We start from the raw sequence: 12,566 nt of genomic DNA on the forward strand, positions 1-12,566 counted from the left end.
GAAGTAGCCTTCTTTGTTCAATCATCACTGGGCAATATTAAAACCAACGAAATTTTGCTTAGGTTTAATAAGTCGTCGGTGTATGGGCGCTTACGATACGGGTAACGCTATCGGTAGGATTAATAAAAGTATGCGGCTGAATGGTATCAATCACATAGCTATCACCTTGATTTAACAAGTAAGTACTGTCTTCGATACGGATAATAATCTTACCCTCGATGACCGTACCAATCTCCTCACCTTCGTGAGCGATTTTTTCTTCTGTTGAGCTATTTGGCTGATAGGTCTCAATCAAGAACCCTAAGTTTCTTGTCCTGCTGCAGTTATAGACCTGCTTTAGCGACACTCTGCTATTGGGTTCATTGAGCTCTAATAGATCCTTTGGCGTTACAATCACTCTAGCCTTTGGCTCTTTCCACTCATCACTGAAGAACGTGGTCAGATCAGAACCCAATACTGTCAAAATAGCCTTTAACGTATTGACCGCTGGACTGACCTTATTGCGCTCAATCGAGCTGATAGACGTGTTCGTCAACCCTGACAGTTTTGCCAATTTACGTTGCGAGTAACCTTTTGCTAGACGCAGCTGGTTAATCTTTTTGCCAATGTCTTCTTTCAACGATTCATCTGCTTCAGAATCATTCAGTTCATCATCATCGATATCATCTATTTCAATATCAATATCAGCCGCATTTTTGTCATCGACACTATCAACATCGTTCTCAATGTTATCACTATCAGTGACAGCAGTTTCTGCCTTACTTTTAGTTGTGCTATTCGGTTTGTGGTTCTCTGGCATGGTGAATAAATTCCGTGAATAGAAATTTGGACAAGCTATCTTGCGCATAATTTAACTCAGGATGCCATTGTACACCAATCATAAATGGATGTTGTAACAAGCTGATAGCCTCCACCAGACCATCAGGCGCTAACGCTTCGACGAATAAACGCTCGCCTACTTTATTGATGGCTTGTTTGTGCAATGAGTTGACGTGCCACTTTTCACCAAATGCTGCCAGCCTTCCTTGAGGTTGAATGATGACATCATGTATGGGCTGATACTGCACCTCAAGCGGCTGGGTATTGTCTTCTAAATGCTGCTCATAGAACCCATCGATATCACGCCAATCAGGATATAGCGTGCCACCAAAATGAACATTCATCTCTTGCAAGCCTCGACACACTGCAAATAGCGGAATGCTTTTTTCGTCTGCATAAGCCAATAATTTGAAGCTCAGCTCATCACGGCCTAGGTCTTGTTTGGCTTCGGTATGTGTCGCGCCATAACGAGTTGGGGCGACGTTACTATAACTACCGGTCAATAAGATTCCATCTGCTATTTCGAGCAGGGCATCAAAGTTTTCGCTATCGGCAGCTGTGTTTGGCAGCAGTATAGGATTGCCACCATAAAAGTTTACTGCATCGATGTATTTTTGATATACCGCCTGTGCTGGCTGTCCGTCAACCATCTTATGACAAGACACAATAGCAATAATAGGTCTGGAATTTTTCATCTCATTTTCCCTCGTTATAACAACTAGACCTCAGCTGTTTATGTTGTCTAATCCCTTATTTAGCTAAAATTTAACACAACGCCTCGTAAAATGTAAACTATAAACTTCATTAATGTTGGTATTTGTACTAAAATCCCGCATTTGAGTTATTTTAAGATAATTTTAAATAAAAATTGACAATTATAATTTTCATCCATATATTAAAAGTCAGCAGCAATGATAATCAACATAGTTTAACTTTTAGACTGAATAAAAACGCCTAAGAGCACAGTCTATAGGTCACTAATATCATTGATAAAAAATTTAGCAGTAGTACAAACACCTCAGATTCAACCCGTCATTTATCAAATACTTATTTATTAAGTGTTCGTTATAAATGCCACTAGCAGAGAATTTAGACACCATAGCCAAAACGTAGTAGCAGTAACAAACCCAGTAATTCTACAAATTCATAGGAAGAACAGACATGATGACAACCAATGGAATGGTCAAATCTGCAAACAGCACAGAGTACGTCTATGTTGCCGCAGGAGATATCAATGGCTTACTTCGTGGTAAGCGCATCCCCTTTGATCAAATGGAAAAAGCAGAAAACGGCGCAATCCGATTACCTCTGTCAATCTTAGGTGTCGATATATGGGGCGCTGATGTCATCGAGTCTTCGCAGTGCAATGGTGATATCGACGCCATTGCCCGTCCAACTGGTCGCGCTGCCTATCCGCTTCTCAATACCAGTGCCCCTTCATCGCTACTACCGATTTGGCTATATACCGAAGACAATGAGCCTTACTACGGTGATGCCCGCCACGTTTTGGACTACATCAGCAAAAAGTTCAAAGCACTGGGACTGACGCCAGTGATGGCAACCGAGCTAGAGTTTTATTTGGTTGACTATACCGAGGGGGAAACACCCAAGCCGCCTATCCGTCCCAAGAGCGGCCTAAGACTAAATAAGACATCCATCTTAAGTATCAATGACCTATTACAATTCGATGAATTTTTAGACGAAGTCTACGAGCAGTGTGAAAAGCTCGATATCCCTGTGGATGCAGCACTGGCTGAAAATGGTTGTGGTCAGTTTGAGATCAACTTATTACACGTCGATGACCCATTAAAAGCTGCTGACGACGCGATTTTGTTTAAACAAGTGGTCAAAGCCGTGGCAGCTCGTCGTAAGCTTACCGCGACCTTTATGGCAAAACCTTTTGGCTTACAGTCTGGCAATGGCTTTCATGTACATTGCAGCTTATTAGATAAAGATGGCAACAACGTATTCGATGACGGGTCAGATGAAGGCTCAGATATGTTGCGTCATGCCGTGGCTGGCCTACTAAAGACTATGTCAGATTGCACCTTATTGTTTGCACCGCATGTCAACTCTTACCGCCGCTTTACCCCTGGTACATTGGCCCCAAACAACGTGTCATGGGGTTATGAAAACCGCACTGCAGCTGTACGTATCCCTGGCGGTGACACCAAAGCACGCCGTATCGAACACCGTGTATCTGGCGCAGATGCCAACCCTTATTTAGTTTGTAGCGCAGTACTGGCGGGTATGCTGTATGGTATCGAAAACAAGCTTGAAGCACCTGAGCCGATTAACAGCATTACTTATGATGCAGCAGAACTAAAAACCTTACCGTTAGACTGGCTCTCAGCCATTCGTCAATTTGAGAGCAGCGATGTGGTTGACTCACTATTTCCAAGCGAAATGATTGAGCTATTGATTGCAGTCAAAAAGCAAGAGGCCAAACGTTTTGCTCAGCAAGTGACCAACCTTGAATACCTCACCTATTTACAGGATGTTTGATATGTCAAATAACAGCCCAAATAGCAATATGGCAACGAACCAAAACCCACCTTCTAACAACACGCGCAATATCCCGCATTACTCAGATAAGGGTCAATACCCTGATAGCTATTATGCAGCCAGTCGCAACCCTAAGCCTGACAGACCAACGCTTAAAAACGATATTCAAGTAGAAATCTGCGTGGTCGGTGGTGGTTACAGCGGCTTATCAACTGCCCTACATCTTATCGAAACAGATCATGAAGTCGTCGTGCTTGAAGGCGCACAGATTGGTTGGGGTGCATCAGGACGTAACGGCGGTCAAATCGTCAACGGTCTAAATGCTAGCCTGCAAAAAATCAAAAAATCTTACGGTCAGCAAAGCGCAGACTTCGTCGGTCAACTCGTGACTCGCGGTGGCAAAATTATTCGCCGTTTTGTCAGTGACTACGATATCAGTTGCGATCTGAAAGAAAAAAACATCTTTGCAGCATTGAATAACGGACAGCTAAAAGACTTGCAAGAGACACATGCACTGTGGGAAAGCCACGGTATGCACGACCGAGAAATGCTAGACAAAAACGGCATTCAAGAGCATATCAAATCAGATGCTTATGTAGGCGGCGTCATCGACCATTCAGGTGGACATTTTCATCCATTAAACCTTGCACTGGGTGAAGCGGCAGCTATCGAAAAAAATGGCGGCACGATTTATGAAAACACCTTAGTGGTAGATATTGAATACGCTGACGACTCTATTAAAGTCATTACTGAGTTTGGTACGGTGACCTGTAAGCAAGCCGTTCTATGCGGTAACGCTTATCTCAATAAAGTCATTCCTAAACTGACTGATCGCGTAATGCCAGTATCGACGCAGATTATCGCGACCGAACCATTGGGCGATTTGGCCGATCAACTACTCCCTACTGACGTCTGTGTCGAAGATGTGCGCTACATTCTTGACTACTATCGCCTCTCAGCAGACAAACGCATGTTGTTTGGCGGCGGTACGGTTTACGGCGGTCAAGATCCTGCTGATATCACGGCCAAAATCAGACCCAATATGAATAAGATTTTTCCAGAGCTGCGCGATGTAAAAATCGATTACGCGTGGAGTGGTAACTTTGCCCTGTCCTTCTCTCGTGTACCACAAATGGGCAAACTACATGAGCGCGTATATTTCGCCCACGGCTATAGTGGACACGGCGTAACAGGCTCTCATCTGTTCGGGCAAATCTTGGCTAATGCCATTAATGGCAAAACCAAAGAGTTTGACACCTTTGCACAGATACCTTGGATTCCATTCCCAGGTGGCAGGGCTCTACGAGTTCCTTACTCGGTCATGGGCTCATGGTGGTATGCACTAAAAGACACCACCGGCCTGTAAATATATGACCAACCGTGCATAAAAGCGGTCGACATAGACAACGCTTTTATCATAAAAACTACTGTTGCCTTGACCTATCACAGTAATGGATTGCTGTGATAGGACGCTCGATAGAAAGTTGATTCGCTACTGGCTGTCGAGCATCAACCACCGAATAGAGTTTGTTTTAAAAAATGAGGTTCTACAGGGAGCGCAAGTATGAACATGAAACTCAATGATGCTGTCGAAGGGCACTATCATAACAAGCGAGTCTTTCTCACCGTAATAGTAGCCGTCGTCATCTATCTGGCCTTTGCTTGGCTATCCATGAGCCGTGGTCCAGATGAATCTTGGGGTGCTTTATCTTTATTACCCACATTATTAGTATTAGTCACCGCCATTGTCTCTAGGCGACCGTTTGAATCTATGATCGCAGGCTGCGTCGCTGGCCTTGTGATGCTCAACCCCTTTGATCTGGTTTCCCCCTTTGCAGACAATATGTCGATGGTTTTGGGCAACGAGACCATTATCTGGATTGTCCTCGTCTGTGGTCTGATGGGCGGGTTAATTCAACTTCTTGAAATCAGTGGCTGCCTAGATGGTTTTAGTGAATGGCTACAAAAAATCATCAAGTCGCGTCGTCAGTCATTGTTGGCCACTTTTGCTTTGGGTGTTGTGGTCTTTATCGATGATTATTTGAACTGCTTGGCCGTATCCACCTCCGTCAAAAAACTCACTGACGTCTATAACGTCTCCCGTGAAAAGCTCGCCTATATCGTCGATTCAACCGCTGCCCCTATGTGTATTATCGTGCCTATCTCGACTTGGGCCGTTTACTTTGCAGGTCTGCTAGAAGAAAACGGCGTAGCAGCAGATGGCGAAGGCATTGGGCTTTATATCAGCGCTATCCCTTATATGGCCTATGCTTGGTTTGCTTTACTGATTGTATTCTTGGTTGCTTATGGCATATTGGGCGATTGGGGACCGATGAAAAAAGCAGAGAAACGCGCCAAGGCTGGCAACCCTGTTCCTGAAGCATTTGTCGAAGAACAACTGATATCAAACGTCAAAGCCAAGCGTAAGCTGTCGTTCAAAGCCAACATCGCTAACTTTGCTTTTCCAATGATTCTATTGATTGTCTCAACCGTTTACTTTGAAATCGATCTGTTACGCGGGGCGTTATTAACCTGTTTTGTGACTGTCGTTGTCTACTGGATGCAAGGTATCTTGAGCTTTGAGACACAAGTTGAAGCCATTTTTAAAGGCTTTAAAGTCATGCTCTATCCACTCTCAACCGTTATTGGTGGCTTTTTCCTAAAAGCAATCAACGATGAGCTTGGTATGACCATGTATGTGATTGAAGCTATCACGCCTTATATGACCATCATTATCTTCCCTGCGGTTATCTTTGCGGTCATGGCATTCTTGACCTTTGCCACTTCATCAAGCTGGGGTCTGTACGTATTGGCGATGCCTATCGTGTTCCCAATATCGCTCGCCCTTGGCGTGAGCACACCACTTATGATTGGCGCCTTGTTATCAGCCTCATCATTCGGTAGTCATGCGTGTTTCTTTAGTGACTCATCATTACTTGCCGCGCAAGGTGCTGGCTGCTCACCCATGCAGCATGCCTTTACCCAGTTCCCGTATGCGATGCTAGGTGCAGGACTGTCCGTCGTGACCTTCTTAGGATTGGGCTATATGATGGCTTAAGCCGATAAAACTTAACCAATATGGACTTAGCTATTGTCGCTATACACTAACGAATGATGAGAAATTGTTCGTTAGTAAATACGAATTATCATCTATATATAGTATTACTTATCTATCAATAAAAGGATTGAGATCATGCGAAACGTTACTGTGGCGACCACGCAAATGACATGCGGCTGGGATATCCAGAAAAACATTGCGACCGCGACTGACTTGGTCAAAAAAGCGGCCAACGATGGTGCCAATATTATCTTACTTCAAGAACTGTTTGAGACGCCCTACTTCTGCCAAGTTCATGACTTTGATTATTTTAAACTGGCAACTTCAGTCGAAGACAATGCAGCTATCAATCATTTCAAAAAACTAGCAAAAGAGTTAGAAGTGGTATTGCCAATTAGCTTTTATGAAAAATCAGGCAATACATTCTTTAATAGCATCACTGTGATCGATGCCGATGGCGAGATACTGGGCACTTATCGCAAAACTCATATACCAGATGGCATTCCTTATGCAGAAAAATTTTACTTCACCCCTGGTGATACAGGATTTAAGGTTTGGCAAACCAAATACGCTAAGATTGGTGTCGGTATCTGCTGGGATCAGTGGTTCCCTGAATGCGCCCGTAGCATGGCATTGATGGGTGCCGAGTTGCTGTTTTACCCGACTGCCATTGGTGATGAGCCAACACTCGGTATCGACTCAAAAGGCCATTGGCAGCGCTGTATGCAAGGCCATTCCGCCGCCAACTTAATGCCAGTTATTGCAGCCAATCGCATTGGCACAGAAACCATCAGCCAAAATGGCAATGACAGCACGATGCAGTTCTATGGTAGCTCGTTCATTACTGACGGCCGCGGCGACATCATAAAAGAAGCGTCAGCAGATACTAGCGAAGTGATTAGCGCCACCTTTGACTTAGATCAACTGGCTATCGATCGTCAGCAATGGGGTGTGTTCCGTGATCGTCGTCCATCGATGTATGGCACACTGCTGACTCACGGTTAATTTGATTTCCGTCTCTTTAGTTTACTCCCACTATTTTTATAGTCGCTCGTGTACGATAAGGTGATTTTATGTCTATATTACTGACAGACTCAACCCCGCAGCAGGATGGCTTTTATATGCCAGCAGAGTTTGAGCCAATACAAAAGGTATGGATGGTCTGGCCATACCGTGCTGATAACTGGCGACAACAAGCTGTCCCTGCCAAGAGGGCTTATGCTGAGGTTGCACTGGCAATTAACAATTTTTGTGACGTTGGCGTACTGGTCAATCCTGATGATTATCAGCAGTGCCGCGATAGCTTGCCTGATGATATCGACGTTATCTCTATGCCGAGCAACGATGCGTGGGCACGTGATACCGTGCCGACATTTTTAATCAATGACGCAGGCGAGCTACGCGCTTGTGATTGGACATTCAATGCGTGGGGCGGAGACTATGATGGCCTCTATTCACCATGGGATGACGATGATAAAATTGCAGAACGCTTGTGTGAGCAGCTAGATATTCCGCGTTATAGAACGGATGACTTTGTCATGGAAGGCGGCGCGTTTCATGTCGATGGTGAAGGCACGGTTTTGACCACGCGTATGTGTCTGCTAAGCCCGGGGCGCAATCCACATCTGAATGAGCAGCAAATCGAGGATAAGCTAAAAGCCTATCTCAATGTTCAAAAAGTGCTCTGGATTGATGATGGTATCGACCCTGATGAGACTACAGGTCACATCGATGATATCGCCTGCTTTGCGCGCCCTGGTGAAGTGGTTTGCTTATTCACGGATGATCCTGAAAACCCGTTCTATGAAGCAACGCAAAAAGCCTATAAACAGCTCTCAAATATGACTGACGCAAAAGGCAGACGACTAACAGTCCATAAGCTGTGCTGTACTCAGCAGCCAGTGACCTTGCCCGACGATTATGACATTGTACAGTCTCATGATGCCAAACCTCGCCTAACGGGTGATGTTTGTATCGCCTCCTATGCCAACTTTTTGATTTGTAATGACGCGGTCATCGTACCGCAATATGATGATATAAATGATGCACTCGCCATCCGGCAGCTTGAAAAAGTCTTTCCGCAGCATCAAGTAGTGGGAGTACGCACAAAAGAGATTGTCTATGGCGGCGGTAATATTCATTGTATTACCCAGCAACAACCTGTAACCAAAGCGTCACTCTAAAACACGCCGCTTGGTATAGAGTGAACCATAATAAATCGCACTTATTAGCAACTGAAAGTATAAGCATAAACCCAAAAATGGATTTTAAACCCAAAAACACGCTAAAAATAAGGAAAAAGTATGAGCGATTATCAAATCAACAATCCAGCCACTGGCGAACTAGAAGCCACTTACCCTACCGCCACTGAACAAGATATCCAACAAGTCATTGAGCAAGCAGATACCGCTTATCAAGACTGGCGTAAAGTGCCATTAAATGAGCGCAGTGCACTACTGCATAAAATTGCCGATAGCTATCTGGAACGTCAAGACGAGCTGGCTCGTATCGTGGCGGGTGAGATGGGTAAACCCGTTGCACAAGCCAAGGGTGAAATCGGTCTGGTCGCTGAGATCTATCGTTACTATGCAGACAATGCTGAGCAGCTACTCGCGCCGAATACCATTGACGTTGACTCAGGATCAGCTTCGGTAGAAAAACGTCCTGTTGGCGTTCTACTCGGTATCATGCCGTGGAACTATCCACATTATCAAGTGGCACGTTTTGTCGCGCCAAACTTTATGGCGGGTAATACAATTATTCTAAAACACGCACCGCAGTGTCCAAACACCGCAGAAGTCATCGTCGATATCTTCAAAGATGCAGGCGTACCTGAGGGCGTTTATAACAATATCTTTGCAACCAATGATCAATCAGCGACCATTATCAATGACACACGCGTACAAGGTGTCTCGCTAACAGGTTCTGAACGCGCTGGACAAGCCGTGGCAAAAGAAGCTGGCGGCGCACTCAAAAAAGTCGTTTTAGAATTGGGTGGTTCAGATGCCTTTATCGTCGCAGCCGATGCCGATATCGAACAAGCGATACAAGGCGCTATCTCTGGTCGTTTTGGTAATACTGGACAAGCCTGTAACGCAGCCAAGCGTTTGATCGTCATTGAATCAGTCTATGACAAATTCGTCGAAGGCTTTACCAATGCGGTCAGCAACATGACTTTGGCCGACCCGCTTAAAGAAGATACGTTTATTGGCCCAATGTCATCAAAAGCCGCTGCGGTCAACTTGCAAGCGCAGTTAGACAGTGCTATCCAAGCAGGTGCGACAGTATTAGTAGAAGGCGGCATGGACAAAGACAAGCCTGGTGCTTGGTTTAAGCCTGCGGTACTGACAGATGTAACTGAATCCATGGATGTATATCGTGAAGAGCTGTTTGGTCCTGTAGCAGTCGTCTATAAAGCAAATGATATCGACCATGCTATCAAGATTGCCAACGATGTGCCTTTCGGTCTTGGTGCCTCTATCCAAACGCAAGATGCTGCCCTAGCTGCTGATATTGCTGATAAATTAGAAGTGGGCATGGTCACTATCAACGCGCCGTCTGGTACCGAAGCCAATACGCCATTTGGCGGCGTTAAACGTTCAGGCTTTGGCCGTGAGCTTGGTACGCTTGGTATCACTGAGTTCTTAAACTATAAGCTGATTCGTGATAAGTCTTAATCGTATAAGCACTTGATTGTATGCACTAAAAAAGCCTAACGTTTGACGTTAGGCTTTTTTTATTTAACTCTTGTTCATTACTTTTACGCTAAATTGTCTCTACATAGCTAGATGATACGATGTCGAGTACACTGCCAAAAACCATAAAGTCTCTTTCTGCTTATTGAGCAGGGTATCGGCTAGTAGAAGTACCTCTATCAATCGTTTGACACTGGAATCTCGCAGCTTTCTCAATGAAATACTAATACTATTATTTTTCTAAAGCAAAAAAGGCGTCTTTGACTAAGTGGTCTTCTTCATTAAAACGAACATATATCCCTTCACTGTCCTTTGTTGCATACCAATACTCATCATTTGCACTAATATTTATTTGGAAAAACTTATTGCTTATAATATTACCGACAGTGTAGACCGAGCCTTCTACAAAAAAATCGTTGCCACAGATACATTTTAGTTTATCTCCACTTCTGATCATATAGCTAACCTTCACGACAACGATAATAGTAAACAAGAGTGAGCTATTTTACTTTTTTATCGTTAAATGTCAATATGCGAATATTATGCTAGTTGATTATTTAACAAAAATAATTAAGACTCTTATCTAATCAAGAAAGGATAGAAAACGACTTTAAGTAAATTATTACTGTCCTAAATGTGTAAACTCATTTTTGAACAGAACAAAAACAATAAAAAAAGCCTAACGTCAAACGTTAGGCTTTTTTATGAAAGATAGTTAAAGTAAATCTACTTTTTATATGGATTTTCTTTTAGCCATTGCTGGTTAGCCGTTTTTAGCTCACGCAGCTCATGATCCATAATATCTTTACTCTTACCAGGATTCTTCATCGTAGCATAACCGTACAATACGCCACCAAGTACGATCCAGCCAAGGAAAATCCACCATTCAATAGGAACAAGGGCTGATGGCATACCTGGTAAATATAGTGCCAACATACCAAGACTGAGGATAATAGTGATAATACCAACCAATTTACCTGCTGGTACTCTAAACGGACGTACCATATCAGGCTCACGGTAGCGCAGCACTAAGAATGAAAGAGCCACACAAGTATAAGCAATAACGATACCGAACCCACCAGCATCCACAATCCATACCAGCATTTTGCGACCAAATAATGGGGCAAGTGTCGCTAGACCACCGATTAACAAAATCGCATTAACGGGTGTATTGTATTTCGGATGCAGTTTGCATAGAAACTGCGGCAACATGTGCGTTTTTCCCATAGCATATAGCAGACGACTACCACCGATAAGAAACGCATTCCAGCTCGATAAAATACCTAGCACACCGCCAATAACTAGCAAGGTGCCTGCCCATTTACCATTCCAAGCATTGGTCATCGCATCAGCCGTTGCCAATGTCGAGTCTTGCGCCTGTAATAGCGGTAGAGTCTTGCCCACACTCCAAGCGACTGCTACATACCACAGCACCGCAATAATAATAGAGACAATCAAAAATTTGCCGATATTTGGACGGGTAAGATTGATCTCTTCTGCAGCTTGCGGAATAACATCGAAGCCAACGAACAAGAACGGTACCATTACCATCACCGTCATGATGCCACCCATACCACCAATAAAGTTAGGCGCTTGTACGGTATTAGAAGTTTCAGGACTAAACAGTAATGCACCCACGAACAGCAGTATACCTACACAGAAAATACCCACGACTGCCAGCTTTTGGAACCACGCGCTGACTTCCATACCGCGTATGTTCAGCCATGTGACGATCACTGAGCCGAGCATCCCGACGCCTACCCAAGTGGCGTAAACATCCCAGCCAGCAACATTCCAAAGATACCCTTGGCTATAATTAGGAATAATGTATTCGACGACGGTGGGCAGTGCTACTGCTTCAAAAGCAACGACGGAAAAATAACCAAACAAAATACTCCATGAGCAAATAAAGGAGACATTGACTCCTAACGCTCGATGGGTATAAGTATGCTCACCGCCAGTAATTGGCATGGAGGCCGCAAGTTCAGCATACGTCACACCAATCAATACGACTACCAGACCGCCTATTAAAAAGGCGCTAATTGCGCCCCATATACCTGCCGAAATGATCCAACTACCTGCCAGTACAACCCAGCCCCAACCGACCATTGCACCGAATGCCAGTGCAATGATATCGAACACCCCTAGCGACTTTTTTAATTCAGACATAACCTACTCCTTGTCTGTGTTTCATCCGTGTGAGCCTGTTACAGCTACACTATTTTTGTTTCATGGGATCATACCCATCATGTTTGTTGTGTCTGTCGTGTCGCCGCAAAGTTTAACTTTGCTATCGGTATAGTATTCAAACAGCAAAAACAAAAACGGCGTCTTGACTTGCAAGGCGCCGTTAAAAAACTCACTCAAAGCGAGTGTTATAAGGGCAACCTTGCCGTTATCTTTCATACAATCTTTTAACCAATATCGGTACTTGAACTAGCTGTACTTGGTTAAAAGCGCTCCATCGCTAAAGTAAATAACACTCAGTA

Annotated in this window: 11 protein-coding genes; 6 read left to right on the forward strand and 5 right to left on the reverse strand. The window is 44.2% G+C overall.

The window, feature by feature from the left end:
- Positions 1 to 64: 64 nt before the first annotated feature.
- Together JMX91_RS04020 and JMX91_RS04025 are read right to left on the reverse strand one after the other, a co-directional pair.
- Entirely contained in the window at positions 65 to 799 is a 735-nt protein-coding gene (locus JMX91_RS04020; RefSeq protein ID WP_201547773.1) for a cupin domain-containing protein, read from the reverse strand.
- On the reverse strand, positions 774 to 1,514 hold the full coding sequence (locus tag JMX91_RS04025) for a gamma-glutamyl-gamma-aminobutyrate hydrolase family protein (protein WP_201547775.1): 741 nt from the start codon (positions 1,512 to 1,514) through the stop codon (positions 774 to 776). The genes JMX91_RS04020 and JMX91_RS04025 overlap by 26 nt, the downstream gene beginning before the upstream one ends.
- Before the next feature lie 466 nt (positions 1,515 to 1,980).
- Here JMX91_RS04025 and JMX91_RS04030 point away from each other — a divergent pair, with 466 nt between their 5' ends.
- From JMX91_RS04030 to JMX91_RS04055, 6 genes are all read left to right on the forward strand, one after another.
- Complete coding sequence (locus JMX91_RS04030; protein WP_201547777.1) at positions 1,981 to 3,324, forward strand: glutamine synthetase family protein; 1,344 nt, start codon at positions 1,981 to 1,983, stop codon at positions 3,322 to 3,324.
- A 1-nt stretch (position 3,325) separates the two neighbouring features.
- On the forward strand, positions 3,326 to 4,690 hold the full coding sequence (locus JMX91_RS04035; RefSeq protein ID WP_265089158.1) for an NAD(P)/FAD-dependent oxidoreductase: 1,365 nt from the start codon (positions 3,326 to 3,328) through the stop codon (positions 4,688 to 4,690).
- A gap of 198 nt (positions 4,691 to 4,888) precedes the next feature.
- Positions 4,889 to 6,382 (forward strand): Na+/H+ antiporter NhaC family protein, encoded by a 1,494-nt coding sequence (locus tag JMX91_RS04040; protein ID WP_101205679.1) that lies wholly within the window; start codon positions 4,889 to 4,891, stop codon positions 6,380 to 6,382.
- Between the two features lie 132 nt (positions 6,383 to 6,514).
- Positions 6,515 to 7,387 carry an N-carbamoylputrescine amidase gene (gene aguB, locus JMX91_RS04045; RefSeq protein WP_201547841.1) on the forward strand — a complete coding sequence of 291 codons (873 nt, stop codon included), beginning with the start codon at positions 6,515 to 6,517 and terminating at the stop codon, positions 7,385 to 7,387.
- Positions 7,388 to 7,455: 68 nt separating this feature from the next.
- A complete protein-coding gene (aguA, locus tag JMX91_RS04050) occupies positions 7,456 to 8,565 on the forward strand; it encodes an agmatine deiminase (protein ID WP_201547779.1) in 1,110 nt (369 codons plus the stop codon).
- Positions 8,566 to 8,685: 120 nt separating this feature from the next.
- Positions 8,686 to 10,059, forward strand: coding sequence for an NAD-dependent succinate-semialdehyde dehydrogenase (locus JMX91_RS04055; RefSeq protein ID WP_201547781.1), 1,374 nt, complete (start codon positions 8,686 to 8,688; stop codon positions 10,057 to 10,059).
- Positions 10,060 to 10,309: 250 nt separating this feature from the next.
- On the opposite strand, the gene JMX91_RS04060 is transcribed toward JMX91_RS04055, so the two are convergent.
- The 3 genes from JMX91_RS04060 to JMX91_RS04070 form a co-directional block, all read right to left on the reverse strand.
- Positions 10,310 to 10,534, reverse strand: a complete 225-nt coding sequence (locus JMX91_RS04060; RefSeq protein ID WP_201547783.1) for a hypothetical protein — start codon at positions 10,532 to 10,534, stop codon at positions 10,310 to 10,312.
- 269 nt (positions 10,535 to 10,803) lie between these two features.
- Positions 10,804 to 12,246 (reverse strand): APC family permease, encoded by a 1,443-nt coding sequence (locus tag JMX91_RS04065; protein ID WP_201547785.1) that lies wholly within the window; start codon positions 12,244 to 12,246, stop codon positions 10,804 to 10,806.
- Positions 12,247 to 12,306: 60 nt separating this feature from the next.
- A complete protein-coding gene (locus JMX91_RS04070; RefSeq protein WP_201547787.1) occupies positions 12,307 to 12,483 on the reverse strand; it encodes a hypothetical protein in 177 nt (58 codons plus the stop codon).
- Positions 12,484 to 12,566: the final 83 nt, after the last annotated feature.

It is taken from the genome of Psychrobacter sp. Pi2-1, from assembly GCF_904846645.1.
GTDB lineage: Bacteria > Pseudomonadota > Gammaproteobacteria > Pseudomonadales > Moraxellaceae > Psychrobacter.